The sequence below is a fragment of the Microcoleus sp. EPA2 genome (genome assembly GCA_020882975.1).
Taxonomy (GTDB): Bacteria; Cyanobacteriota; Cyanobacteriia; order Cyanobacteriales; family Microcoleaceae; genus Microcoleus.
Genome location: JAHRFD010000029.1, coordinates 38,963 through 64,572 on the forward strand (window position 1 = coordinate 38,963; position 25,610 = coordinate 64,572).

The 25,610-nt window shown below is 45.2% G+C and carries 23 protein-coding genes; 13 read left to right on the forward strand and 10 right to left on the reverse strand.

The genetic code is table 11. The annotated features are described in order from the left end of the window. Window positions 1-136: 136 nt before the first annotated feature. From AAFP14_RS21530 to AAFP14_RS21545, 4 genes are all read left to right on the forward strand, one after another. Window positions 137-1,279 (forward strand): hybrid sensor histidine kinase/response regulator, encoded by a 1,143-nt coding sequence (locus AAFP14_RS21530; RefSeq protein ID WP_341734251.1) that lies wholly within the window; start codon window positions 137-139, stop codon window positions 1,277-1,279. A gap of 377 nt (window positions 1,280-1,656) precedes the next feature. Then, entirely contained in the window at window positions 1,657-2,490 is an 834-nt protein-coding gene (locus AAFP14_RS21535; protein WP_341734252.1) for a GUN4 domain-containing protein, read from the forward strand. Window positions 2,491-3,282: 792 nt separating this feature from the next. Then, window positions 3,283-3,873, forward strand: a complete 591-nt coding sequence (locus AAFP14_RS21540; RefSeq protein ID WP_341734253.1) for a YdcF family protein — start codon at window positions 3,283-3,285, stop codon at window positions 3,871-3,873. Window positions 3,874-3,957: 84 nt separating this feature from the next. Further along, a complete protein-coding gene (locus tag AAFP14_RS21545) occupies window positions 3,958-4,674 on the forward strand; it encodes a Uma2 family endonuclease (protein ID WP_341734254.1) in 717 nt (238 codons plus the stop codon). Window positions 4,675-4,709: 35 nt separating this feature from the next. Here AAFP14_RS21545 and AAFP14_RS21550 read toward each other — a convergent pair whose 3' ends face one another. From AAFP14_RS21550 to AAFP14_RS21560, 3 genes are read right to left on the reverse strand one after another with little or no spacing between them, the layout of a single operon-like run. Next, window positions 4,710-6,176: a DUF1802 family protein gene (locus tag AAFP14_RS21550; RefSeq protein ID WP_341734255.1), complete on the reverse strand. Its 1,467-nt coding sequence runs from the start codon at window positions 6,174-6,176 to the stop codon at window positions 4,710-4,712. Window positions 6,177-6,178: 2 nt separating this feature from the next. Further along, entirely contained in the window at window positions 6,179-8,158 is a 1,980-nt protein-coding gene (locus tag AAFP14_RS21555; RefSeq protein WP_341734256.1) for a P-loop NTPase fold protein, read from the reverse strand. Window positions 8,159-8,205: 47 nt separating this feature from the next. Then, on the reverse strand, window positions 8,206-8,916 hold the full coding sequence (locus AAFP14_RS21560; protein WP_341734257.1) for a hypothetical protein: 711 nt from the start codon (window positions 8,914-8,916) through the stop codon (window positions 8,206-8,208). Between the two features lie 534 nt (window positions 8,917-9,450). On the opposite strand from AAFP14_RS21560, the gene AAFP14_RS21565 reads away from it, so the two are divergent. Continuing rightward, complete coding sequence (locus AAFP14_RS21565; protein ID WP_341734258.1) at window positions 9,451-9,930, forward strand: rhodanese-like domain-containing protein; 480 nt, start codon at window positions 9,451-9,453, stop codon at window positions 9,928-9,930. A gap of 100 nt (window positions 9,931-10,030) precedes the next feature. Here the strand turns inward: AAFP14_RS21565 and AAFP14_RS21570 are convergent, their stop codons facing one another. From AAFP14_RS21570 to gpmI, 4 genes are all read right to left on the reverse strand, one after another. Next, entirely contained in the window at window positions 10,031-10,498 is a 468-nt protein-coding gene (locus AAFP14_RS21570; RefSeq protein WP_341734259.1) for a bis(5'-nucleosyl)-tetraphosphatase, read from the reverse strand. Between the two features lie 127 nt (window positions 10,499-10,625). Beyond that, on the reverse strand, window positions 10,626-11,351 hold the full coding sequence (locus AAFP14_RS21575; protein WP_472851076.1) for a peptidase: 726 nt from the start codon (window positions 11,349-11,351) through the stop codon (window positions 10,626-10,628). A gap of 197 nt (window positions 11,352-11,548) precedes the next feature. Beyond that, the gene (gene secG / locus AAFP14_RS21580) at window positions 11,549-11,788 is read right to left on the reverse strand and encodes a preprotein translocase subunit SecG (protein ID WP_341734261.1); all 240 of its coding nucleotides are present in this window, start codon (window positions 11,786-11,788) and stop codon (window positions 11,549-11,551) included. 347 nt (window positions 11,789-12,135) lie between these two features. Then, a complete protein-coding gene (gene gpmI, locus AAFP14_RS21585) occupies window positions 12,136-13,734 on the reverse strand; it encodes a 2,3-bisphosphoglycerate-independent phosphoglycerate mutase (RefSeq protein WP_341734262.1) in 1,599 nt (532 codons plus the stop codon). A gap of 432 nt (window positions 13,735-14,166) precedes the next feature. Between gpmI and AAFP14_RS21590 the strand changes: the two genes are divergently transcribed. The 4 genes from AAFP14_RS21590 (at window position 14,167) to cax (ending at window position 18,753) form a co-directional block, all read left to right on the forward strand. After that, window positions 14,167-15,663, forward strand: coding sequence for a hypothetical protein (locus AAFP14_RS21590; protein WP_341734263.1), 1,497 nt, complete (start codon window positions 14,167-14,169; stop codon window positions 15,661-15,663). Between the two features lie 216 nt (window positions 15,664-15,879). Continuing rightward, entirely contained in the window at window positions 15,880-16,632 is a 753-nt protein-coding gene (locus AAFP14_RS21595; RefSeq protein ID WP_341734264.1) for an MORN repeat-containing protein, read from the forward strand. Between the two features lie 102 nt (window positions 16,633-16,734). Next, window positions 16,735-17,448 carry an MORN repeat-containing protein gene (locus AAFP14_RS21600; RefSeq protein WP_341734273.1) on the forward strand — a complete coding sequence of 238 codons (714 nt, stop codon included), beginning with the start codon at window positions 16,735-16,737 and terminating at the stop codon, window positions 17,446-17,448. 204 nt (window positions 17,449-17,652) lie between these two features. Continuing rightward, entirely contained in the window at window positions 17,653-18,753 is a 1,101-nt protein-coding gene (gene cax / locus AAFP14_RS21605) for a calcium/proton exchanger (protein WP_341734265.1), read from the forward strand. Window positions 18,754-19,022: 269 nt separating this feature from the next. Here cax and AAFP14_RS21610 read toward each other — a convergent pair whose 3' ends face one another. Continuing rightward, a complete protein-coding gene (locus AAFP14_RS21610) occupies window positions 19,023-19,667 on the reverse strand; it encodes a hypothetical protein (RefSeq protein WP_341734266.1) in 645 nt (214 codons plus the stop codon). A gap of 191 nt (window positions 19,668-19,858) precedes the next feature. After that, window positions 19,859-21,544, reverse strand: coding sequence for a DUF655 domain-containing protein (locus AAFP14_RS21615; protein WP_341734267.1), 1,686 nt, complete (start codon window positions 21,542-21,544; stop codon window positions 19,859-19,861). Window positions 21,545-21,735: 191 nt separating this feature from the next. On the opposite strand from AAFP14_RS21615, the gene AAFP14_RS21620 reads away from it, so the two are divergent. The 4 genes from AAFP14_RS21620 to AAFP14_RS21635 all read left to right on the forward strand — a co-directional run bounded on the left by AAFP14_RS21620 (window position 21,736) and on the right by AAFP14_RS21635 (window position 25,006). Then, entirely contained in the window at window positions 21,736-22,137 is a 402-nt protein-coding gene (locus AAFP14_RS21620) for a DUF7682 family zinc-binding protein (RefSeq protein WP_341734268.1), read from the forward strand. A 63-nt stretch (window positions 22,138-22,200) separates the two neighbouring features. Continuing rightward, window positions 22,201-23,370: a cysteine desulfurase family protein gene (locus tag AAFP14_RS21625; RefSeq protein ID WP_341734269.1), complete on the forward strand. Its 1,170-nt coding sequence runs from the start codon at window positions 22,201-22,203 to the stop codon at window positions 23,368-23,370. A 65-nt stretch (window positions 23,371-23,435) separates the two neighbouring features. Beyond that, window positions 23,436-24,194, forward strand: a complete 759-nt coding sequence (locus AAFP14_RS21630; protein ID WP_341734270.1) for a Uma2 family endonuclease — start codon at window positions 23,436-23,438, stop codon at window positions 24,192-24,194. Between the two features lie 164 nt (window positions 24,195-24,358). After that, window positions 24,359-25,006, forward strand: a complete 648-nt coding sequence (locus AAFP14_RS21635; RefSeq protein ID WP_341734271.1) for a hypothetical protein — start codon at window positions 24,359-24,361, stop codon at window positions 25,004-25,006. Between the two features lie 41 nt (window positions 25,007-25,047). Here the strand turns inward: AAFP14_RS21635 and AAFP14_RS21640 are convergent. After that, a partial coding sequence (locus tag AAFP14_RS21640; protein ID WP_472851077.1) for a thiamine-phosphate kinase occupies window positions 25,048-25,610 on the reverse strand: 563 nt, incomplete at its 5' end.

A 25,610-nucleotide genomic window follows, 5' to 3' on the forward strand; every position in this document is an offset into this window, starting at 1 on the left:
TTGAAGTTGATATATAAATATTGTGAAGATATTTATATATTTATATTCCCTAGGACAGAGCTCAAAAGTTACAAAGTATGGAAAAATGGTGGCGAAGAATCAAAAAAATACTATAAAATAGTGGGTCAAGAATTCAATGAAATATTTATCTGTTCCGAATGCTACCAAGGCCGATCGCATTCTGGTTGTAGACGATGCTCCAGATAATGTTTTATTGGTAGAGACGATTCTGGAAGAAGAAGGTTACGAAATTAGTAGCGCAGATAATGGTTTTTCGGCCTTGCTCCAAATTGAAAAATCTCCCCCAGATTTACTATTACTAGACGTGATGATGCCGGGAATGGATGGTTACGAAGTGACTAAACGAATTAGGCAAAAAACAGAATTGCCGTTTATTCCGATTTTGCTGATCACCGCTCATGACAGTGCTAGCGTAGTGCAAGGGTTGGACATGGGAGCAGATGATTTCATCCGTAAACCGGTGGAAATGGACGAGCTACTGGCCAGGGTACGATCGCTCCTACGACTAAAACACAGCGTAGACGAGCGCAATTCGATCGCGCTTCAACGAGAAGATTTTGTCTCCCGACTCGCTCACGACTTGCGGACACCCCTGGTAGCAGCCGATCGAATGTTAACCTTAATGCAGCAAGGAGCTCTGGGAGAAATCTCCCTCCCCATGCACGAGGCTTTCGGCACGATGGTTCGCAGCAACAAAAACCTGATTAATATGGTAAATATGCTGCTGGAAGTATATCGCTACGAAGCAGGTGGCAAATCCCTAAGTTTTGCACCCGTTGACTTGCGACAACTGATCGCTGAGGTAGCCCAAGAGCTCGCACCCTTAGCCGATGCTAAAGGTTTGTCAGTGAATTTAGACTTGACAGAAAGTGCAGAAAGTGCTCCCATTGCTAAGTATCCGGGCGATCGCCTGGAGTTGTACCGTTTGCTAACAAATTTAATCGGAAATGCGATTAAATTCACTGACAGCGGTTCCATAGACGTTCGCTTAAAAGCAGCAAATTCTCCCGATTTTACGAGCTTCAAAAACCAACCACTAGCTTGGGTTGTCATTGAAATTCAAGATACTGGTGCGGGGATTTCCCCAGCGGAACAAGCCAAGTTATTTCAAAGGTTTGGGCCGGGAACTCACAAAAGATCTGGTACCGGTTTGGGACTCCATTTGTGTCGGCAAATAGTAGAAGCTCACCGCGGTACAATTGAGGCAAAATCGGAGCTAGGAAACGGTAGTTTGTTTACTATTCGTTTGCCTTGTTAGGGCCAGAGAGTAGGTGAGGGAGGCACTCACTCACGGGCATCGCCTCTACTATTAGTTCTTCCTTCTTCGTTCTTCCTGCTTCCTTCTTTTCCCCCCTTGGGGCAGGCGGTTTCATTCTCAGGCAAAGAGGGCCGGCACGCAAGGCTGTTTCATTCTCACCAAAAAAAGGGTTTTGTAGGGGTAGCGCCAAGAGTGCCTACCCCTGCCACCAACGATCCAATGCGCGTTTGGGGCTGACCGGGCCGGCACTCTTGGCACGGCCCCTACAGAGAATGAAACCGCCCTGGGCCGGCACTCTTGGCACGACCCCTACAAGAGAACCAAACCGCCCTGACCCTTGGGGGGCTTCTTCCTGCTTCCTTTTTCCTTCTTAATATATGCCTAACTGTCCAGTATGCGATACAGAATATGTCGAAGCAACAGCAGTATTTTGCTCAACTTGTGGCTGGGATTTGACACCTTATCCATTGCGTTATAAGCCTACAAAAATATATTTAAAAAAAGAAGCAATTAGATTAGAGTGGGCAAAAAAAATGTGGGAATTTGCCTGCACTCAACAAAGTTGGGAGACAAGGTTTGATGCGTTGCAAGGGGAATTGCAGCAAAATGCGATCGCCCGATCGCACACCCAATCTCAGCTAGACTGGGTTTTGTACCGCCTGGAACAATTGAACCCAGAAGCTATTTCCAGCACTCTCGAACGGCTGGAAGAAAAAATAGGGCAAATGCCTGAGCAAACTCCACGGCTGTCGGAAGTCGGGATGGACTACCGCCCATTGACAAAGTTCTTAAAAACTGGAAAATGGCAGAAAGCTGACGAGCATACTTGGGAAATTTTGCTGTCTATAAGTTTGAGGGAAGAGGAAGGTTGGCTCAGTGCTGCGGATATTGACAATTTTCCTTGTACAGACCTTCGCACGATCGACCAACTTTGGCAACAATACAGCGATGGACGCTTTGGGCTGAGCGTACAGCACCAGATTTGGGAAAGTGTTGGGGGCAAATATACGGAATTTTGCGATCGGGTAGGCTGGCGAGTCAAGGATAATTGGAAATATTACGAAGAATTATCCTTCCGCGAAAGTGCCCCGCCTGGACATCTCCCCATCACAGTCTGGCGGAGGCGCGCTTGTTACGGTGCTGGCCAACTCACCGCAGCAGAGAACTTTGTCGCGATTACTCAAAGACTTGCAGCTTGCGGAAATCCTTAAACTTTGGACTAAGACAAAAAAACCCGGTTTGTGCGTGTATATCTCAGACTAATCCCCAATTTTTCCCAGAAACCCGGTTTTTGGCCTGGTGGGTGCCGAGAAATTGAATCCCCAATACAAAATTAAAAATCCAAAATCGACATTAGCTGCTATAATCAAAACGGTTCAGCAACTGGGGCTGTGGCTCAGATGGATAGAGCAAGCGCCTCCTGAAGAATCGGGCACCCTGGTAGGAAACTCTGGGAGTGAATGTGGTCAAACTCAAGGAAGCCTAAGTCTGACAACGGATAAGGTAATCTTGAGCCAAGCTCTACTAATACTCAAATTTTGGTAGAGAAGGTGCAGAGACTGGCTTTAGGAAGTAAACATCATAAAACCTCCTAAACATACGGCCACCACCTAAAGGTCGCAAGCCTACGGTGAAGGAATAGTCCAGAGAGTGGGGAAACTCACACAAATCTGAAGCGCTAGGTCGCCGGTTCGAACCCGGCCAGTCCCGTAGACAAATTAAGGACAATTTAAAGCAAAAGGGCAAAGTCTAGGTTTTGCCCTTTTCTTTTAAGGTTTTGGAGGGAGGGTAGACCCCACACACTAGCTTTCTGGTTTTCAGTCCCAACAAGTTTCGCTGACATAATTGCCTTAAAAAACTGGGTTTCTGCATGGGTCCTTTTGACACATCCGCATGATGGCCACTTCTTAATTTTTAGATTTAAATTCCTGTTAATAGGCTGTAAGTGCCGTATTTTTTGTTATTGTTCCTATGTCAGCTACACAAAATTTTTATAGGTTTAAATGTGGTTAAGAGTCAATTTAAACAAGCGACGTTACAAACGTTTGAGGAGTTCGCAGCAAGTTCGGTTGCTAGTAGCACTGTTGATGGCTTTTTGGTTGGGCTATCAACAGCTCAAGACTGAATTTCAAAGACCCCAAGCTTTGTTGGTGTTGGGTGGGGCGACGGAGCGGGAGGTGTTTGCCGCTAACTTTGCTCGCAAGCATCCTGATTTGCCGATTTGGGTTTCTTCTGGGAGTAATCCTGAGTTCGCTCAATGGGTGTTTTCTGAGGCGGGTATTAGGTCCGATCGCCTGCATTTGGACTACAGAGCCGTGGATACTGTAACCAACTTTACCACATTGGTAGATGAGTTGCGCGATCGGGGAATTGATAGCTTGTATCTGATTACATCAGACGATCACATGAGACGAGCTTGGATCATCGGAGAGATTGTTTTCGGTAGTAGAGGTATTCGTTTCAAGCCTGTGGCTGTTCCTTCGGGCCGAGAACCCGAACCGGTGCAAAAAGCAGTGCGCGATGGTGTGAGAGCTATTGTTTGGCTGACTACCGGTTATACGGGGGCTAATTTCAGTCAAGCCAGAATTAAATAAACTAAGAAAGTATGACTTATATTTGATACCTTGGGTTGTGAGCTACAATAGAAACTAGATCAATTTCAACTCATAGGAAAACATATGTCTCAATCAATTGCGCCAGTTTTAACAGACCAGCAAGTTGATGATTCACCCACATTAACCTTTGAAGAATACCGAGTTTATCAAGGCGAACTTGATGTACAATATGAACTGTACAAAGGCAAATTAATTCCGATGCCAACAGCAACAGTTTTACACATCAAAATTTGCGAATATTTAGTTTATAAATTGCAGCGTTACCTAGCTGCTCATAATCTTGATTTAGTAGTAAAAACTGGTCTGGGAGTGAGAACTGATGAAGATAAATCCCGGATTCCCGATGTAGTTGTCTGCACTCAAAGTCTTTTGGAACAAGCTGCTGCTAGATCCGGTGCAGGCATTCTCGATTTTGATGAAAAGCCGCTATTAGTGGTAGAGGTAGTGAGTGAAGACCGGCGGGCAGATTACGTGATCAAACGAGGGGAGTACGAACTAGCGAATGTGCCAGAATATTGCATTGTTGATCCAAAAAGTGGTAAGCAAAAAATTAGGCTTTTAGCATTGATTGAAGGTGAAGATGGTTACAATCAGACAGATTTCTTTCCTGGTGAAGATATGGTGTCTGTAGTATTTCCAGATTTAGTTTTATCGGTGGATGAAATACTAAATCCGCCATTGGTGGAGGAGTTAGTCAAAGCAGAACAAGCCCAATTGCAGAAAGCTGAAAGGTTGGCGGCGAAGTTGCGGGAGTTGGGCGTAGATCCTGATTCTGTTTAAGGGATTAAAATGATTGCAATAGCGCTTTCTCATGCTCAATCGTCTAGCAGTAAATCGCGCAGGAAATAAAAGCGATCGCGCCATAAATTATCTCCTTTAATTCGCCCTGCATAACCTGTCAGCGGAGAAGAAAGTTCTACTAAAATTTCGTGCAACTCTTCGCGGGACAACTGCTTGGGTGGGTTAGACATGGAATACGCACCGCTCAAAGAATCAACACTGGCTCTTTTAGAACCTGTAGTTTCTAAATACTTTTTCAGAATAGAAAGAACGTGCGATCGCACTTTAAGCTTTTCCCGCACGTCGTCAATATAGCGATTAACCTTAGCATCGGCTTCCTCACCAAAGGGCTGTTGTTCCAAACAAGGTTTTAACTCTAATAAATCGATCGAACCTGGTTGCTTAGCTTTCAATTCAACAAGTTTTTGCAATGTTTCCGGGCGGATGACGTTCATGTGGTTTCCGATAGCAGTTTGTTTAGCGTGTCTATTTAGCTGACCAGCGGCCATAATTATCTTAATACAGCAGTTGTATTGTTCCTGAAGATGCTTATGTCCTAACTTGATAAGTTGCGCTGGCGTTCCATCAGCTACGGTTTCACTTTTGGTAGCTTTGCATTCTCCCACTACCTGGTAGGGAGTTTCACAGTAGAAATCTAATCCGCCAGCACCGCCTGTTGATTCTGGATCGAGGCTAGCTTCTGGTTTATTGTTAGAATTGGCAAATCCTAGCTTGATAAAACTCTTGCGGACTAATTTTTCAAAGCCATTACCGTCGCTAGAGTTTCCGATTTGTGCGATCGTTTTAATCCAATCTAAATCAATATCAGGTTTTGCTGTTGGTAATTTTTCTGACCAACCTAGAAATTTTTTGATTTCTGCATCTAGTTGTTTGGCTTTTGGGTTAGTAGTTGATAAATGCACTAATGCACTTTGCAACTCTTCCAATTCTGGATGTTCAGGAGGCTCTAGTTTTTTGAGATTTTGACTGCGTTTAGCAAACAGAAAATCACTCAAAACAGGCGTTGAATCAGTCACTGTTCGGGATTTGGGCAAAGATACAAAATTGCCGCTGTGATGCACAGGCATTTCAAGCGGCTGAGGTAGCAGATAGACGCGAAGATGAGCTAGAAAAAGATAAGGTTTTTCTAAGAGAGTTTGGTTTAATGCCTCTGTTGTCCAGACTGTTAACTGCGACAAAGCCTCTAATGATTCAGGATCATTCAGCATTTGACACAATTCGCATCTAGCCCAAGCCTTAATCAAAACTTTCTCAGAACTTAACACAGCAAGTGTGTTTTGAGCGACAGGCAAAAAATGCGATCGATAATATCGATCGCCCGATAGCAAATCAACCGAAAGATTGGCTGGATACAAAGCAAATGTTCGCCCCGGATTCAGAAACATCCGAGGCATAGCTACAATCATTCGTCCTTGGATTAAAGCTTCAATATCTGGATTTGGTAAAGCCAGAGCTGTTTGAAGCAAAATTGATTTGCTCATGGTTAACTAAATAGGTCACTTAGATCCCCATCATCTGTATCATCACTGCTGGGGGGGTTGAAAATGTCTTCTAAAAGTAGGTTTTCATCTTCATCATCAACCGCAGGCATTTCACCGGAGGGATCGCTCAAAATTTCCCGCAATAAAAGATTCTCAAAAGTGAGCTGCTTCTGAGATATAAAGTCAAAAACCTGGTCTTCTGTTAAATTGTAATCTCGGCATTTTTTACAAACAGTACGGAGAGCCAGCAGCGGCTTTATTTGCTCTTCAATCAAATACACTACCTCACCGCCTTTTTCAACTGAGACAAGTTCCTCTAGTAGCTTGTACGCTTTAGAAGTTTTCTTGATATTTTCTATTTTGGATTGGGAACGTACTAAACAACCGCGCGTCAAATCAAAAGTTTGATAATCAATTAAGCGCTTTAATGCAGCAACCAATTCGGATTGAGCAGATTGGATAATTGCAACACCAATCTTGATAGCTTTTCCGTTTTCGGTGCCAATTATCTTGTATCCGATCCAACCCGCATTTTTTGCTTTTGGTTTAATATCTGTGCTAATGTCATCAACTGTTACCTTGTCAATCGTCTGACCTTTCAAGGTTTCAAAGCCAAAGTAAATAGCCTGAGCAATTGTGGAATTATCTTCGATATCCTCTTGGATATCAGCCCCAAGTTCCTGATTTAAGGCCAACTCAAACCGCTCAACAGGATCTTCTGGAAGTTCAGGCACTGGAGGCATAAAAACTTTAAAATTCTCGGCACACCAAGTCAAAGCTTCCCGTACAGTTGGCTTACCTCTGCCATATTCTCTCAGTTGAGTTTCCTCAAACGGGTAGACCGGATGAGGAGGGTTTAAATTCCTGATATTATAAAAATCTTGCAACCACAACTGGACTAAATCGACTAAAGAATCGCTATTTAAGTATTTTAAATCGATTGGTTTTCGCTGCGTGTATGTTGAAAGTCGATCGGGTATACCGCCAGACATTACGTTAACTGTGTCTGTCCACGTATAGGGCATCATTACTGTGATAATAACCAAACCTTGACCGAGAGCGGAGTGTTCGAGAGTATCGTACAAACGTTTAACTAGATCGGCAATTACCTGCGGTGTTGTCAAGCCATCATCTCTACAACTTGTATTGACATCTATTTCATCAAAACAAATGATTACAGGACTGTAGTAACTCACCAAATTTAAAATTTGCTGGACATTATTCAAAGATTCGGCTTCTCTGTCCTGATTGGTCTTGCCGGAATTAGCAGGCAATCCTAGTTCCTCAGCTTTAGATGTATCTAGCTCTTCACCCGATAACCATTTGATAGCAAAAGGTGTTTCAACTTCAGATAACGTCCACAAGACAGCTCGAACAATATAAGGATCGGCTTTGGATTTTGTTTTGAGAACTTGCTTAGTTAGGGTGTTCATAAAATTCTTGTTTTTAGTAGCCCAACTAGCACATACTCTGTCAAATCGCTTGATAAGTTCTTGAGGAGAAAGATTTGGTGTAGCAGAATTGATAGCTTTGAAACCTTCGTTTGCCATTGCAGCAGCTATTTCCTGCCATTGCATAACTCTTTGGCTGCCTGTATGGCTCAAGCTGTTAGCTAAAGTTTGCTGAAATTGGTATTTTATCAAGTTTAAGTCGGTGTAATTATTAACACTGGCATAAACGAACAAAGCACCTCCATTGGTTTCTAGTCTGTGGCGAGTGCGGCTCAAAATGTGGCTTTTTCCCACTCCTTGTTGAGCTGTTAATACCAGTGAAGTCACTTTTTCTTGGCTGGATTGAGTAGTCTGTACTTTTTCAACAGCCTGAAAAATGGCATCGGAAGCGTGAGCATTTAGAGTCGGAATATCGGGAAAGCCTTTCCCCCAAATATCCTGTTCTTTGACAATTCCAGCTTTGCTAAAGGGATTGTGATTTTGGATGGCAGCATTGAGAGCTTCTATCGGAGAAACTGATATATTGTTCATGGCGATCGTGTGTGAGGTAACGAACTACAAAAAGATTGAGGGCAATTTTAGGAATTCAAACGTTTGGCGTAGTAACGCAATGCACCACCAGGAATAGCGATCGAGTCTTCACGTTTATCTGGGGTGATGTCTTGCGTTTCTCCAGCCATTAGCTGGAAAATGTCATTAGCCTGCATTTCCAACAGCCACTCGTTGAATTGCGATCGCCCAACTCTTTCCCCGATCGCCCGCCGCATCCGATAAATCGGCACTAAATCGTCTAAGTTATAATCCCGGTTCAAGCTGTCATACACATCCAACGCCACAGACATAAAATCCTCATAGGAGGCGATCGCCCCTACATCCCCTTTCCCCGTCTCAACACCAACACCCGTCGCACCATCCTCATGCCGCATCCATTTCAACAGAGCATTTCCCAGCCGAGCACCCATTTGAGAACCATCAAACTCAAACAAAGAATCCTGACTTTTCAAACCCGCCGCTAAAACTTCTTTCCCCTTCGCCGTCAGTTCCACCTGAGTCCGTCCCTTTTCCCGCAAATAGGCGATCGCTCCCGATTCCTCTAATTCCTTCAAAATCGGCTCATAAGTCTTTTTAGTCTCATTAGTTCTCGCAATCAGCTTAGTCAACTTCCCTTGATTAACCTTATTTTTCCCTTCCCCCTCATCCCACAAATTCAACAGCACCCGAACTTTTGCCTTCGCATTCCACAGCAATTGCTCTGCGGCCGTCAACGCAATTTCAGCTTTTTTAGACATATTCATACCTTCAAATACCAGATATCATCATCGAATTTTATCAGAAATCCTGCTAAAAAACATCTCAATTGTCCGGCAAATTTCTCCAGATGCTGCCAATAATTTATGCAGATTTGCGGCTGCAATAATTTTATTACTCATCCGTATTCTTAAAGTTGATTATTAAAAAAATAGGGGTTGACTAAAAAACTGTTATTTGATATAATATGCGGTCTTACCCAAAGCAATTGATTCGTAAATCCACCAATTCAATCCTTCGCAGAATCAGGATGAATATCAAAAACTGGGTAAGTTATTCAACATGAATTATTCAAGCCGATGAGAGTCTACAGCGGCTTTAGTATTACAAAACAATCGCCAGTATCAACTTCCCTGAGCAACCTCAACAAATTATAGCGATCGCAACTTTAAGCAACAACTAGCACACCAGCTCAAGTGCGACTTTAGTTGAATACCCTATTCATCCTTTAGAAAGACGCATTCAACCAAAACATTTCGTTACATTACCAACAAAGTAATGAGTTGCAGATTCCTATGAAAACCATTCCCGACCAAATTTCCGACATCAAAGAAAAACTGCCAGACCTTACTCCCACACCTCCTGGCCTAAAAGCCCAAGCATCCAGCCACGACCTCAAAGACCGTTTAGATTGGGGAGAACCTGGATTAACAATCATCGATGTGCGCGATCGTGAAAGCTTCGACAAAAGCCACATTACCGGCGCATTACCAATGCCGATCGACGAATTAGTAGAACTAGCAAAATCCAGCCTCGAAACCGTGCGCGACATCTACATCTACGGCGAAAACGACGCACAAACAGCCGAAGCAGCAGGTATTCTGCGCCAAGCAGGTTTCCTAAAAGTAGCCGAACTCCTAGGCGGAATTCCGGCATGGAAAGCCATAGACGGCCCCATCGATGGTGCTATGGAACACGAAAATCCCGGCCCCGATGCCTACAACGTTTTCTCTCGCCTACAACAGCACGCCAAAGCACAGAAAACTAACAAATAATCTCCGCTCCTATGCCGAAACCCGACTTATTAAATAAATCGGGTTTCGGAGTCACCTAGAGTCGATTGGTTCAATCTCAAATCTCCAATTTTAAATCGATTTAATTTTCCTTCCTGCCGTCCAAATATGCTTTAACTTCCTTCAATACTTGTCGATTTCCATCAAAAGTAATCAAATTAATAGCTTCCTCAAAAGAACTCCAAGCAGAATTTTGAACTTCTTCTACCTGCAAAACAACATCCATTGAATTGACAAAAGCCACAAAATAAGTCACACTCTTTTCAATTACCTCCCCTTGCTTAGCAAAGGCATAATGTTTCACAGAACTGGGAGCAGCTTCCTGAACAAAAGAATAATATTCCACAAAACTAGGCTCCTCAAGCACTTCATAATCACGGATGCCAGTTTCCTCTTCCAATTCCCGTTTCGCCGTTTCCAATGCAGATTCCCCTGGATCGGCATGACCTTTGGGAAACGCCCAATGTCCGGCTTGATGTTGAATTAATAAAAACAAAGTATCAGTTTCATTCACAAAAACTGGCACTATTCCAAAAGCTTCATCTTTCATGGTTTTTCTATTTCCTATTACTAACTAATCCCAATCTTTTTTTCTTTAGTCCGCGGAGGCGGACTTCGTTTGACAAGACGCGAATTCTATTCGCCGGGAATTTGTGTGTAGTTTTAACTTATTTCCACTAAAATTCCCACCCCAAGCGAGTAGGCTGTTCATAAATTCGTTTCAAAGTGTTAATATCCTTGACAGAAATAGGTGGAGGATTCCTCACTTGAGCAAAATAAAGCACATCGGTTTCCATCAAACTATGACCCCAAATTCCCAAAGCATGACCAAACTCGTGACGGGCCACCGCAGCCATATATTTGCCCACCTGATTCGGATTCAGATAAACCGAAAACCGATGAGATAACACTGTTTTATCGCCATCGTTGCGGGTGTATAATTCATAGACAGATTCTCCCGATCGCGATCGCAACAACCCTTGACGCAAAGGTGGAGCCTGAATTAAAATTTTAATATCAGCCACCTCGGAACTATCCACCACTACCAACGGCAAATAAACCCCCCATTCCCGAACAATACCCAACACAGCCTCAACCCATTCAAGAGAGCGATTGGTATTCACCGGAGGTTGCACATAAACCCGAATTGGAAATTTTGACCAAACCAAATGACCGACTTTCGGGGGCTTGATGCGATCGAAATAATCGCCACTATCAGTTGAATCTTGCCAATTAGCCAGCGTTGGTGGCAAAGAATGAACCTGTGGAGAGGGCCAACTGTCGGGGAGAGGAGGAAGACTCGCAGCAGGAGTATTAACCTGAGTCAAAATTATCAGGCTAAAACAACATAAAGCGACTGAAAACAGTCTCCGAAATCTTCTGGTAACTTTCCACAACCACATTTTTGCAACCGCAATTAAACCTCATATCTTGCACCCTTTTCAAGAACAGGCAAAATGCCTGTTCTACAAAGAATCAATGGGTGCATCTGTGTTTGGCAAATATATTCCTAGAATGCTCTAGCCCTTACAAAACCCGGATGCTCCCGAATCAATTTGATTGTGGCACGTACATCTGGCCCGTGAATGATTGCCTAATTTTATAACTTAGGAGTCAACCAACCAGCACTCAAAATCACCGTCAAACCTATAAAAACAATAGCCAAACCCCAAGTAATCCGATTCAGAGTTGTCTCAGCACTCTTGGTACTTGTAAACAATTGAGCTTGTCCTCCAATACCTCCAATGCCATCACCTTTAGGACTGTGCAGCAACACAAAAATCACAACTCCAAGAGCAGACAAAGACCAGATAACTTGTAAAACAGAAACAATATTCATAATTGTGAGTAATTGGTAATCGGTAATTGGTGACTTATTATCATATCAAATCTGGTCGATCGCCCGCAATTTATGTAGGGACATGGCAGTGCCCATTAGTGTCAAATTAAGGTAAAACCCATAGTCCGGCAGGGGTTTAAACCCCTGCCTCAAAGCGAAAGTCCTCTCAAGAGGACTGAAGAACTCATTAGTCCTATGCAAGAGGACTTTAGCTATTAGACAGGGAATTCATTCCCTGGCGGACTAGCGGGTGGGCGCAAGGACTGGCGGACTCACAGCTTAAGTTGACACTCCTTGGGCAGTGCCGTGTCCCTACTAGAGTCGGAGACGGCAGTGCCGTGTCCCTACTACAACCGGACTCGCACCGGAGAGCGATTAGCGCGAACTTCAAAATCAGCCGATCGAATCATAGAACGTCCTGTCATCTCAGGAGGCTGAGGCAATCTCAAAAACTCCAAAATCGTCGGTGCAATATCAGCCAAACAGCCATCTTCCCTCAAAGGAACATCCGTTCCGTGACCAGGAATCTTCAGACCTTCGCCTTCTACCAGAATAAACGGCACCGGGTTAGTAGTGTGAGCCGTCCAAGGATTCCCATCCTCATCAAACATCTGCTCAGCATTACCGTGGTCAGCGATAATAATTGCCGTTCCCCCAGCTTTGGTAACGCCAGTCACCAGCCTCCCCAAACATTTGTCCACAGTTTCGATCGCACTTACAGTGGCACCCATCATCCCCGTATGACCCACCATATCGGGGTTAGCGTAGTTAATCGCCACAAACGAATAAATACCCTTCTCAATGGCCGCCAGCGCCCCATCCGTCACCAGGGCCGCCGACATTTCAGGTGCCTCATCATAAGTCGCCACCATCGGACTCTGCACCATTTCCCGGTCTTCTCCCTCAAAAGGCTCTTCTAGACCGCCATTAAAAAAATAAGTCACATGAGCATACTTTTCAGTTTCCGCCGTCCGCAACTGCCGCAAACCCTGTTTCGAGATCACCTCACCCAGAATATTGTTCAAATTCTGAGGTTCAAAAGCCACCAACACCGAAAGCTTGGGGTCATACTGAGTAAAAGTTGCAAAGGTCAGCGGTTCAATTAACTGTCGCTCAAACCCTTTAAAATTTGGATCGACAAAGGCCTGAGTCAACTCTCTAGCCCTGTCCGGGCGAAAATTAAAGAAAATCAGCCCATCGCCGGATGCCACTGCTCCGGGCGCAATCCGGGTCGGGACTGCAAACTCGTCCGTCACTCCTTCACCATAGGATGCCTGCAACACCTCCACAGCCGATCGACCATCAGGTGCGCCCTCAGTCGTCATCACATCATAGGCACGTTGCACCCGATCCCAGCGCTTGTCACGATCCATCGCATAATAGCGACCGCTGAGAGTAGCTATTTTGCCAATCCCTACCTGTTGGATATAACCTTCTATTTTGGCGAGAGCTTCCACACCCTCTTTTGGGGTAGTATCGCGGCCGTCAGTAATGGCGTGAATGCAAACCTGAGAAATGCCCTGGGCTTTTGCCAATTGCAGTAACCCTAGAATATGACTGAGATGGGAATGAACCCCACCTTCGGAACAAAGGCCAGTCAGGTGCAACTTCCCGCCCCTAGCTTGCACTTCCTCGCAAAGCTTAACTAGAGCCGGATTGCTCAGCAAAGAACCATCTTCCACTGCATCAGAGATCCGCACCAACTCTTGAGGGACTACCCTACCCGCACCCAGATTCAAGTGACCAACTTCGGAGTTGCCCATTTGCCCGTCCGGTAGGCCTACAGCTCTGCCAGAAGTCCGAATTAGAGTTCTGGGATAAGCAGCCCAGAGACTGTCCATAACTGGTGTTTTGGCAGTGGCGATCGCATTTCCGTCTTTTTCTTCACGATAACCCCAGCCGTCTAGAATAATCAGCACTACAGGAGATACAGACGCTTGTGCCATGACAATACCCTATTTGTAAGTATAATTTCTCAGTTAAGTAGACAGATATATACGGTGTGATTGTTCGCCCGAAGCCAAGGGATAATTTTAGGGGATTTTCTTTTTTACGGAATGAAATTTTCATTCACTATTAAAACGGCAAATTAACATAATTGACCTTTAGATGTCAAGACTATGGACCTTTGCAATAGTTATTGTGGCACAGGTCAAACAGCCTGTTCCAGAGGGGCTTTTCTGGAGAGGTCTAGGGCTGTGAGGGGAAAAATTGCGGACTCAAGGCGATGGTGAGAACGGTGGGAATGACACCTGGGGGAACTTGGCAATTGTGAAGCGATCGCATAACATCGAACACAGATAAACTAAAAGCGATAACAGGCTGTAATTGCAAAGCCTTGTTGGATCTTGAAATCAAGCATTTAGGGGCGATCGGCAATGCACAAACTTTTATATTTTGCAACTATAGGACTACTAGCTTTCTCGATCGGAGGCTGTGGTGACGGTGGGGGTGGCAACACAGCCAGCCCCAGCCCGACTCCTAGTGGAGCTTCTCCATCACCGTCAGCAGCAGCTAGCCCCACCCCAGGAACTCAGACTTTCCAGTCTCCAGTCGTAGCGGCTCAGCCTCCGGGCTTAATTCGATCGACCAACCCAGACCAACGGGCACAACAGAGTGCTACAGGGATTGGCGACAACAAGAGCGAGCCCAAAAACCCACCGGCCCCTGGTCAACCCATACCGTCGGGAGCGTTGACACCAAATCCTGCTCAGATAGACCCCTTTGGGCCGCTGCCACCGATCGCAGTTCAAAACCCAGCCGGAGCTAATGTAGAAGTTGGTCAGATTGCCAATCCGTTCCCCAAACTGGCACAACGACAAGTTGCCCTGCTACCGAAACTGCCAGACTCATCGCCTCCCCCCAGAATAGAGCCGATCGCTCCAACTGCAACTCGCAACAGTTCATCCAGGGGCGATCGATCAGGCACTAGGATAGCAACAGGCTCCCAGACAGACCCTTCCCAAGGGGGCAATGGGTCGCAAATTGGATCGACGCGCCCAATTCCGGGGCTGAATGCGCCTCAATTGGGCAGTCGCCCTGGACAGCCCGGTTTGCCAGGGGGCGAGGGGACCCAAGTTGGCTCCCCACGCCAAATTCCCGGCCTCAATACCCCTCAATTTGGCAGTCGCCCTGGACAGCCCGGTTTGCCAGGGGGCGAGGGGGCCCAAGTTGGCTCCCCCCGCCAAATTCCCGGCCTCAATACTCCTCAACTAGGAACTCGTCTAAATCCAGCAACCACTAACGGTAGGAATCCCCGCCGTCTAGCAACCCTGCGCGCGCCCCAGCCCATTGCAGCTACACCCCTAGGAGTGCCGAATCTGCCACCACTGCCCGTAGACAAGCGCCCACCCCAGTGGAGAGCGCCCAATCCTATTGCCACCAGAGTTACTAGCACTCCTAGGCGTCCAGCACCCCCGCGCCCGCCCCAGCCCATTGCAGCTAGACCCCTAGGAGTGCCGAATCTGCCACCACTACCAGTAGACAAGCGCCCACCCCAGTGGATCGACCCCAATCCGCCTCCGGTCAAGCAAGTGCCTGCAATTCCTGCACCTCCACCACCTCCTTCTACTGACCTCGCTACAGGCACAGAAGTCAGCGGGGTGGTCAAAGTTGGGAACGAGACGCAAGTGATTGTCAGAGTACCCAATGAACCAACCAGTCGATATGTCAAAGTCGGCCAGCGGTTGTCTAACGGGCAAGTGTTGGTGAAGCGGGTTGATGTCAAGTCAGGAGCAGACCCGATCGTGATTCTGGAGGAAAACGGCGTTGAGGTAGCCAAAGCAGTTGGGGAAAAACCCCCAAGTCGCGAACAAAAACCCGCCAATGCAGTTATTAGCAGTTTGCCAAATCCTAATAGAGCGACGGGACGCTAACAATTGACTGTAAAGTGTAAAAAATGCTAAAGGCAAAAACTTTCTTTTTTGCCTTTTTGCATTTAGGCTGATATCGAAGTTTGAAAGTAAAATCAATATAGAGTTAGGGCTGCTGAAAAATCACCATTAGGCATTAATCAATACCAGACTTTTCAGCAAGTCTTAGCTGCTCGAAAATTACTATTACTATTACTCTCAAGTCAAAGGAGATTTCTCATGCTCGGTTCAATTCAAAAATTAGGGATCGTGATATTAGTTGCTTCTTACATCGGAGCTGCCACTAATCTCTTGAATCCCCAGCAGTCAATGGCTCAACCAAAACCCGATGCAAAACCAGAAGAAGGCAAACGCCCTCCCGTCTGTCAAGGCAATCCTCCTACAGGAAGAGTTAAATGTAATTATGAGGGAGCAGACAACTACGAGGGAGATTTCGTCAACGGCCTGCCCGATGGTACCGGAGTTTATGTCTATGCTAATGGCGATCGCTACGAAGGACAATTTCGGAATGGAGTACCCAACGGCAGAGGGACATTTATTTTTAAAGATGATGGCCGTTACACAGGCATCTTCCAAGACGGCACGATGAGGTCTGGGTCGGTGGTTTTTCCCAATGGGGAGCGCTACGTCGGAGAGTTCGGAGTTGTCAGAAATGTTCAAACTAATGTGATTAGCAGCCAACCTGCGGGCAGGGGTCAATTTTTTTATACTAATGGCGATCGCTATGAAGGAGTATTCTTTGCTGGTGCGCCCTTTGGACCTGGGGTATTGGTGCGGGCAGACGGGACTCGCTGTTCTGGCAGGTTTTTCAATCTCGCACTAGATGCTTCTGTTAGTTGCTCTTTTCCCAACGGTACGCGCTATGAAGGAGAATTGCGCAAGGGAGTGCCTCACGGTGTTGGGACGATGATTGATGCCAGTGGTAGGCGCTTTCCGGGGGTATTTCGCAACGGTAAACCGGGATTGTCCTAAATCATAAATAGAGGTTTAAAGGCAAGTTTTCACCAGAAATCGGACAAACGACAAATGACAAAGCACAATAATATCCAGAATCGCATAGGAGAAACTTGGTTAATGATTTCCCCTGTTAAAATCAGTCGAATCAGTCTATTAGTTGCATCAGTTTGGGGAATTAGTAGTTACGCGATTTATCCCTTGCCATCAATGGCGCAAGGAACAGAAGCTAGAAGTGGTCGCTGTGTCCCTGCGATCGCTACAGGTAGAGTTAGGTGCGATTACGACAGTGGCGACAGCTACATCGGAGACTTTGTTAACGGTTTGCCCGGTGGCACGGGGGTATACATCTACTCCAGCGGCGATCGCTATGAGGGGCAGTTTCGCCTGGGTCAGCCAAACGGTCGAGGACAATTTATCTTTAAGGATGATGCCCGCGTTGAGGGTATATTCCGAGATGGCAAAATTAGCACTGGAACAGCTATTTTTACGAATGGCGATCGCTACATTGGGCCGTTTTCTCTGGATTGGAAAGTGGGTACGCCGACTGGACAGGGGCAATTCATTTTTGCTAATGGCGATCGATTTGTCGGTCAATTTTTGGGAGGTAAACCTTTAGGTGCGGGGGTATTCACCCGCGCCGATGGTACCCGGTGTTCGGGACAATTTTTTAATCAAGAACTCGATGCTAGGGGTAGTTGTTCGTTCTCCAATGGTATCCGCTATGAGGGAGAATTTCGCAAGGGATTACCTCACGGTAAAGGCACAATTATTAATACCAGTGGCAAGCGCTTTCCGGGAGTGTTCCGCGACGGCCAGCGGGTCGAACGTTAAAAATGGCAATAAGTGCGATCGTCCGCTATTAAGTAAGTCCACTGCCAAACAGATCAAGAACCCTGACTTCTTTAAGAAGTCGGGGAAATCGTATAAAATTGTTAGTTCTCAATGGGCTCGGATTGACTCCTAACTCAGGTAACTTCGTCACCAATCTTTCGGCTGCTTGTTCAAATTGATTCTTTCTTATTTATCCGAGTTCCTATGTCAATCAAAAAAATCATTTCCCTAGCCTTGTTAATTTTTGTCCCCATTTCCATCCTCGCTGAGTATCTGCACTGGGGTTCCCTCACAGTTTGTATCACATCCGCTTTAGCTATCGTACCTCTGGCGATTTGGTTGAGCACTGCTACAGAAGAAGTGGCGATCGTCACTGGGCCTTCCATCGGCGGCTTACTAAATGCAATCTTCGGCAATGCTACAGAATTAATTATTGCCATAGTCGCCCTCAAAGCCGGATTAATTGACATTGTGAAAGCCAGCATTACCGGCTCAATTATCAGCAACTTGCTCTTAGTCATGGGACTTTCCATGCTTCTAGGAGGAATCCGCTACAAAGAACAGGAATTTAAACCCATTATCGCGCGGGTAAACGGTTCTACCATGACTCTAGCAGTGATTGCAATTCTACTGCCGACAATGGTCATTTATACCTCCAATGGAGTCGAACCCGCAGCGATTCAGAATCTTTCCTTAATAACTGCGATCGTCCTAATTACAGTTTACGCTCTAACTCTGCTATTTTCATTAAAAACTCACAGCTATCTTTACGAAGTTGGATTACTCGAACTAGAGTCAGAAAATCCTCAAAATACTAAAGAGGAATCTACTACGCACAAACCGAATTTGTGGCTGTGGATAGGAGTGCTAGTTGCCTCAACTGTTGCTGTTGCTTTTGAATCAGAAATCTTTGTGGGAGTTGTGGAAGAAACTACCAAAGGATTGGGATTGACACCACTGTTTACAGGCGTGATTTTGTTGCCGATTGTGGGTGGCGCTGCGGAATATGTAACAGCGGTGGGAGTAGCACTGAAAAACAATATGGATTTATCGGTTTCTGTGGCGATGGGTTCGAGTTTGTTAGTTGCTTTGTTGGTGGCGCCAGTTTTGGTGATTATCGGATTTGTAATTCATCAGCCAATGGATTTGAACTTTAATCCTTTTGAAGTAGTGGCAGTGGCTATAGCCGTGACTATTGCGAATCTAATTAGTCTCGATGGGCGCTCTAATTGGCTCGAAGGAGTGCTGCTTTTAGCAACCTATACTCTCTTAGGAGCAGCATTTTACTTTCATCCCATTACTTGAACTAACAATTTTTTGGGAGGGGAAATGGGAGCATCCCGATTTTGCATAGGCGAAGCATGACCGCAGAAAATTTATTAGTGATAACGAGAGTTTTACAGCGGTCATGCTCTACAGCCCCTACGAATATATTTGCACTCATTGAGATGCACCAGGGGGAATCCTCCGTGGTTCTCCCTTGTCCCTGGAACATAACCGATCTTGTTTGTGGTTTGTGATTCCTATTTGTTTTCTGCCCTTAATTTACAAAACAATTTTATGGCACAAAGTAATTACGGACAACGACACTCTTGAACAGGAAAACACTCTCGTCTGCAACTTCTGTTTCTGCCTTTACTGTCGCGACAATCAGAAGTATCCCGACATTCTAACTTATTATTACAAATTCGCTGACGCGGAAAAATCCCTAAATTTTGTATAGAAACTTCAGCGGTAAGTGTACCCTGTTCTATTACCTGACTATTTTCTTTAATTTCATAGGTAAACTTATTTTCTCCCTCTAAAACCGAAAAAGTTTTTGTTTTGTGACTGTTACCCAACTTAAATCGAAAATCCTCGGAAAATTCACCTTTGTCATAATCTCTGTCTGTGTATGGATAGGGGTCAGTTTCCATCCCATCAGTCACATTTTTAATCATCACCCTTCTGTTAGGGCCGGGGGGAGTCTTGCTGGAAACAAATCGAGCGCTTTGGGAATCTGGGGAGAAGACAGTACCAGTACACTCACCTACATATTCAATGCGCTTAAATTGAATCAGATTAATATTAAAACTGTTTTCATTCTTGACCCTAAATTTTGCTTCGCTAGTCTGCTGGGCGCTGACTGTAAAAGCTGCTATCATCAAAAAAAAAGTCCCGACTAAAAGAGCTAGGAATTTGATTTGTGGCCTCCCCGTAACAAATCGCGCGTATTTCATCTCTCTACCTCTAATGTGAATAGATAGCATTTTGTGTAGGAGTTATTTTAACTTGAGAGCTGATTTGTTGTCAAATTAGGTTCAATAGGTTTATAGTTAGGAATTGAGTCTTTGATGCTGAATTGTGAAAGGAAGGATGGAATTTCTGACTGTGAACTTTGTCAGGAATGAAGTCCTGAGTAGGAACTTAATTACCAAGTTACCCGATCGCGCCATCTCTCTAAAAGCTTGTCCCCAATCCCCTGCACCTGCGCCACGTCCTCCACAGATGTGAAAGGTTGCTGTTTCCTGGCTGCTATAATCCTCTCGGCTAACTTCGGCCCAACTCCCGGCAAAGTCTCTAATTCTGCCTGACTCGCGGTATTCAAATTAACTAATTTTTTACCAGCAGCAATTGGAAGTTTGGCTGCCACATTTCCCGCCGTCACTGTTGAAGATTTGGATGCTAATGGTACTGATTCGCACTCTTTTTTCCTAGCATCAATTCTCTGCTTGATTCGGGGAGGAATTCCCAACATTGCACCTTTGTAAAGCCGATCGAACTCCCGCTCAAAATGGGCTGCAACTACGGGATTGTCGATCGCCAATAGCGTCTCATCATTCCCATGATTTGCAGCCTCACTCCAGTTATGAGAGCCTGTAATCACCGTACTTCCATCTACAACCCCAAATTTGTGGTGCAGGCGATCGCCCTTTGGTAACACAGGCACTCCCACCGTAGTTAGGGGTTGTTTCCAAGGGCGATTGTCCGCTTCCAACTGGCAATGTTCAATCAAAGTCGCCCCCATCATATCCAAACCTTCACTGTAAGGGCGATAAATAAAATTAGAGTCAATTAAAGCTCGCACTGCAACTCCCCGCCTCGCCTCAATTTCCAGAGTATTTGCTAACCGCTGAGCCGAAAAAACAAACAGTGCCAAATCCACTGACTTTTTGGCAAGTCCCAAAGTTTTATTAATTAAACTGTTAACACTTTTTTCCCAAGGTAATGTCTTGGAAGTCGGTGAAAATTGCACCGCCACAGTCCCATTCCCTACTCGGATTTTTTGTACTTGACGAAAGGGCTTTTTAATGCCAAATTTACTGTCTGGTTTGCCTCCTGGTCCATCGCCCCACATGATGTTAAATTCTTGAGTAAATATTTGTGCTAATTCAGGATTTTGAATTTTTAATAAATTGTTAGCGTTGCCACGGCTTTCTGCTGTTTTGAAATCACCATGTACATCGCTAGTTGTAAAATTAGCCGAAGTTACAATCACGGTTTTATTGTCAATAATCACAAATTTATGGTGCATCAAGCCGCTACCTTTAGAACCGTCAGCCCTATCATCTATTAAAGGAATAGCTGCATTTTTGAGAATTAGCAAAGCATCATTTTTCTGGATTTCCTCGGCACTCAATTTCCCGTCTTTATTAGTATCTGCAAGTTGGACAAATTCCTGGTAGCGATCGCGCTCTCTTTCGGGTAATTTCCCTAACTCCGACGCGGAAAAATCGCTCCAAGGGCGACCATAGATATGTTCGACAATCAATCTCACTTTGATCCCAGAACGTTGGCGATCGGCTAAAACTCGCGCTATACCGGGCAAGCGAAACTCCTGCACCGCTACGTCTACCGTCGATTCAGCAGTGGCGATCGCCTCCATGACCAATTTTTCCAAATCATCTCCAGGTCGAGTTTGCAGACGATAAGGCTCTGTATAACTGGAAGTGAGTGACTGATTGAAGTATACTTGCAACAAAGGGTCTTGAGGCAAGGGAGTCAGACTGGGAGAGGATTTAGGCAACTCTTGCTCTCGTTGTCCACAAGCAGCCAGACCGATTGTCAGTAACAAAAGCGAGCACAAACGCGGTAAATTATCAAAAAGTTTATCCACAAAAGTTTAAAAAATCTTGAGGTTATTTATTAGCTTACCGTTCAAATATATTCGATAATGTATGGTTAGAACCTATTAAATTTATGAAAGGGAATAGATTATACGTCTTTTAAGACTGCCTCGATGCCGGAAGCATCACTGGTAGGGTAGCAGCATTCAGGGGCGTGGATCGAACCCGATACTGCTGCTTTATGGCTAAAAGAAAAACACTTTTTCCGTGCGGTCACAAAGGATATGGTAAAGCGTGTCATCGCTGTACGCAAGAGTTTGCAGCACAGCAGCAGTGCGTCCAACTGCGGGCGGAAAAACAAACCAAAAAACAGGAAAGAGAGGCTTCATTTGCCAGAGATATCATCGATCTCAGAGGTCTGCCAGATCATGTAGTTACTAAAGCACGAGCAATTATAGCAGCTTTGGGTGAAAATAAAAATTACAGAGATTTCGGTGGCAAACGCCTGCGTCACAATCGTTTGATCGTGAGTATTCCTGTAACGCGAAACTACAGAATGCTCTGCGAAGATTGTGGGACATTCTTGATTCCCCAAAAAGTTTTGTCCCACGAAGAGTATAATGTTTGTAAACCTGGAAGTTAGTTAAATAACCAATAACGAATAACAAATAACCAATAACAAATAACCAATAACTTATTTAAAGCCATGCAAATTTATCTCGACTATAGCGCCACGACTCCCACACGCCCAGAATCAATTGATGCGATGCAAAAAGCTCTGGCTCAACAGTGGGGAAATCCTTCGAGTTTGCACGAGTGGGGACAAAGAGCCGCCACAGCTTTAGAATTAGCCAGAATGCAGGTAGCTAGCCTGATTAACGCTCTCCCAGAATCGATAATTTTTACTTCAGGTGGTACTGAATCTGACAACTTAGCCATCCTGGGAATTGCACGTCTTTATAGTACGCCACAGCACATAATTATCTCTAGCGTAGAGCATTCAGCAGTATCAGAAACCGCGCTACAACTTGAACAGTCGGGATGGGAAGTGACTCGCATACAGGTGGATAAACTTGGGCGAGTTCACCCTTGGGATTTGCAGCAGTCAGTGCGATCGAATACAGTGTTAATTTCCATTATTTACGGACAAAGCGAAGTTGGCACGCTGCAACCAATTGAAGCATTAGGAAAGATAGCACGCGATCGCGATATCCTGTTTCATACCGATGCAGTTCAAGTTGCTGGCAGATTACCCATCGATGTCCAGAAACTTCCCGTAGACTTGCTTTCCCTTTCCAGTCACAAGCTGTATGGGCCCCAAGGTGCGGGGGCGCTTTACGTGCGTCCTGGTGTAAAATTAGCGCCCATATTGACTGGTGGTGGCCAAGAATTGAAACTGCGTTCGGGGACGCAAGCAGTGCCGATAATTGTGGGTTTTGGGGTGGCCGCGGAATTGGCATCCCAGGAGATGGATGGGGAAACTGCAAGATTAATTGAATTGCGCGATCGCCTTTTTGACGGATTAGCCCACGTACCTAGTTTAGTACCAACTGGCGATCGATACTGTAGACTTCCACACCACGTCAGTTTTTGCATTGTTTCTCCCAACTGCGACCCAGGGAAAGTGACGGGAAAAACTTTAGTAAGACAGCTCAATTTAGCGGGAATTGGCATTAGTTCCGGTTCTGCTTGTAACAGCGGAAAACTGACTCCGAGTTCGATATTATTGGCAATGGGATATAGTAAAAGCATGGCTATTGGTGGCATTCGGTTGAGTCTAGGACGGGAAACAACGGAAGCTGATATTGATTGGACTGCCAAGGCGATCGAGCAAATTTTGGATAGATTAATTCCCAAGGTAGCATTATGTAAATAAGCTACCAATGACGTTGAAATCGTTTACAATGCTATATTATTACCAGCCAATTTGGGGAAACAGCAATGGTTACACAACTGCAATCTCCCGACAAATCAAATATAATCTACCCCGACGATAACGGAGAACCCATGTCAGACAATACTGAGCAATTTCGATTGATCGTCTGGATCAAGGAAAATTCAGAACTATTGTTTGCTAATGACCCAAATGTTTTTGTGGCCGGGGACTTGCTTTGGTATCCCGTTGAAGGAAATAATAAACTTTGCCAAGCACCCGATGTGATGGTAGTTTTTGGTAGACCAAAAGGATATCGAGGTTCTTACCAACAATGGAAAGAAGATGGCATTGCGCCGCAAGTCGTGTTTGAAATTTGGTCGCCAGGAAATCGGCCTGCTCCGATGATTCAAAAGTTCAAATTTTACGAACGTTATGGTGTGGAAGAATACTATTTGTACGACCCACAAAGCTTAGAATTGACAGGATGGCAACGTCAAGCAGAACAATTAGAAGCGATCGAACAAATAGACGGTTGGATCAGTCCCAGACTGGGCGTGCGGTTCCAGTTATCTGACAAGGGACTCGAAATGTTTGACCCCTCTGGAGAACCGTTTATGAGTTTTGTGGAACTGGCTCAATTGCGGCGAGAAGCCCAAGCACGGGCTATCGAAGCAGAGCAACTGCGACAGCAAGCAGAGCAACTGCAACAGCAAGCAGAGCAACGCGCCACCGAGACAGAAGCTTTGTTGGAACAAGAACGATCGCGATCGCAAGCTTTAGAATCAAGACTCCGAGAAATGGGAATCGATCCAAATCAATTATGATGGGGCGATTGAAATCGCCGAGTCCCTTGTTTCTACACATAACCAAAGAAACCGGGTTTTTTCCAGAATTTTCGCCTGTAACCAAATCTGTCGCAAAAACCCGGTTTCTCGTCAACGACCAATCATGATAAAATACATTCCGGTGTTATTGACAACTCTCCACAATGGAAGAAAACCGCGCCCAAGCCTATCTCCAATTAATTCACAGCTTGCTGAATTGCCCCAACGGAGACGAACCGCAGATATTACAGGATAATTCAGAATTGTTGGATCGCGGATTTCTGGAAACTTGCGAGTTAGTAGCATCAACCTTGGCTCAACAAGGAGGGGAAAATGGTGCTAAATTTCTGCGAAATCTGGCCCGTGAGCTAGGGCAATTCATGGATATGAATGATGACGGAAATAGCAATAACTCAGAAGTTGAAAATTTTCAAGAATATGCAAACTTCTTCCTAGAATTATTGCAAGCAGAACAAGCTAGCAATAGCGATAGTGCAGTAATTTTTCCCATGCTCGCGGGGCGGGAACATCTCCTCAATGACAGTTTTGCCCGGACTTTAGAACAAGTTTCTTCTAAGTTACTGGACGGTGAAAATTCAGAAACAATTAGCTCAATTATTGGCATAATTGAAAGTTTGAGTGGTCATATTAGTGAATTTAGCAGCGGTAATCAAGAGAAGAATATGGAAATTGCCATTACTGGTTATCAAATAGTTTTAAGTAATCGGGAACTGGGAAGCGAAAAGTTTGCTCAAACTCAACAGAATCTGGCTACTGCTTACAGTAAGAGAATCAATGGTTCGCCGGCTTGACTGAACCCTCGCCCAAGTTCCTAGGCTGACTAAGAGATTATTTAGAAGTGCTGAAATCCTCGATCGAGCTTTAATACAAGATCAGGATAAATACCACTGCTATCAGTCAACCAGATATCCGTGCTATCTGTAGTCATTCCCACAATCGCGGCTCCCTTTCCAATTTTTTCTACCAATAACTCAGCTTGCACCAGTGGCAAAAACAGCACTAACTCAAAGTCTTCCCCGCCGTACAATGCCCATTCTAAAGCTGTTTCTGTTGATATAAGTTCGCTGAAAATATGGGGAATTGGTATTTTGGGGCGATCGACTTTGGCACCAACACCGCTAGCCCGACAAATTTGAATAATCGCATCTGCTAAGCCATCGCTACTGTCCATTCCGGCGATCGCAATTGGGGAATTAACCCCCCTCGACCCCCCCTTAGTAAGGGGGGGAGAATTCAAATCCGGCTTCATCCGCGTGGGAGAATTAACCCCCCCCGACCCCCCCTTGCTAAGGGGGGGAGAATTCAAATCCGGCTTCATCCGCGTGGGGGAATTAACCCCCCCCGACCCCCCCTTGCTAAGGGGGGGAGAATTAACCCCTTCCTTACCGAGGGGGG

What these genes read in the sequence shown, in the direction of transcription:
- AAFP14_RS21530 (WP_341734251.1), top strand. Translation starts at nt 137, where the DNA reads ATGAAATATTTATCTGTTCCGAATGCTACCAAGGCCGATCGCATTCTG.
- AAFP14_RS21535 (WP_341734252.1), top strand. Translation starts at nt 1,657, where the DNA reads ATGCCTAACTGTCCAGTATGCGATACAGAATATGTCGAAGCAACAGCA.
- AAFP14_RS21540 (WP_341734253.1), top strand. Translation starts at nt 3,283, where the DNA reads ATGTGGTTAAGAGTCAATTTAAACAAGCGACGTTACAAACGTTTGAGG.
- AAFP14_RS21545 (WP_341734254.1), top strand. Translation starts at nt 3,958, where the DNA reads ATGTCTCAATCAATTGCGCCAGTTTTAACAGACCAGCAAGTTGATGAT.
- AAFP14_RS21550 (WP_341734255.1), bottom strand. Translation starts at nt 6,176, where the DNA reads ATGAGCAAATCAATTTTGCTTCAAACAGCTCTGGCTTTACCAAATCCA.
- AAFP14_RS21555 (WP_341734256.1), bottom strand. Translation starts at nt 8,158, where the DNA reads ATGAACAATATATCAGTTTCTCCGATAGAAGCTCTCAATGCTGCCATC.
- AAFP14_RS21560 (WP_341734257.1), bottom strand. Translation starts at nt 8,916, where the DNA reads ATGTCTAAAAAAGCTGAAATTGCGTTGACGGCCGCAGAGCAATTGCTG.
- AAFP14_RS21565 (WP_341734258.1), top strand. Translation starts at nt 9,451, where the DNA reads ATGAAAACCATTCCCGACCAAATTTCCGACATCAAAGAAAAACTGCCA.
- AAFP14_RS21570 (WP_341734259.1), bottom strand. Translation starts at nt 10,498, where the DNA reads ATGAAAGATGAAGCTTTTGGAATAGTGCCAGTTTTTGTGAATGAAACT.
- AAFP14_RS21575 (WP_472851076.1), bottom strand. Translation starts at nt 11,351, where the DNA reads ATGTGGTTGTGGAAAGTTACCAGAAGATTTCGGAGACTGTTTTCAGTC.
- secG (WP_341734261.1), bottom strand. Translation starts at nt 11,788, where the DNA reads ATGAATATTGTTTCTGTTTTACAAGTTATCTGGTCTTTGTCTGCTCTT.
- gpmI (WP_341734262.1), bottom strand. Translation starts at nt 13,734, where the DNA reads ATGGCACAAGCGTCTGTATCTCCTGTAGTGCTGATTATTCTAGACGGC.
- AAFP14_RS21590 (WP_341734263.1), top strand. Translation starts at nt 14,167, where the DNA reads ATGCACAAACTTTTATATTTTGCAACTATAGGACTACTAGCTTTCTCG.
- AAFP14_RS21595 (WP_341734264.1), top strand. Translation starts at nt 15,880, where the DNA reads ATGCTCGGTTCAATTCAAAAATTAGGGATCGTGATATTAGTTGCTTCT.
- AAFP14_RS21600 (WP_341734273.1), top strand. Translation starts at nt 16,735, where the DNA reads ATGATTTCCCCTGTTAAAATCAGTCGAATCAGTCTATTAGTTGCATCA.
- cax (WP_341734265.1), top strand. Translation starts at nt 17,653, where the DNA reads ATGTCAATCAAAAAAATCATTTCCCTAGCCTTGTTAATTTTTGTCCCC.
- AAFP14_RS21610 (WP_341734266.1), bottom strand. Translation starts at nt 19,667, where the DNA reads ATGAAATACGCGCGATTTGTTACGGGGAGGCCACAAATCAAATTCCTA.
- AAFP14_RS21620 (WP_341734268.1), top strand. Translation starts at nt 21,736, where the DNA reads ATGGCTAAAAGAAAAACACTTTTTCCGTGCGGTCACAAAGGATATGGT.
- AAFP14_RS21625 (WP_341734269.1), top strand. Translation starts at nt 22,201, where the DNA reads ATGCAAATTTATCTCGACTATAGCGCCACGACTCCCACACGCCCAGAA.
- AAFP14_RS21630 (WP_341734270.1), top strand. Translation starts at nt 23,436, where the DNA reads ATGGTTACACAACTGCAATCTCCCGACAAATCAAATATAATCTACCCC.
- AAFP14_RS21635 (WP_341734271.1), top strand. Translation starts at nt 24,359, where the DNA reads ATGGAAGAAAACCGCGCCCAAGCCTATCTCCAATTAATTCACAGCTTG.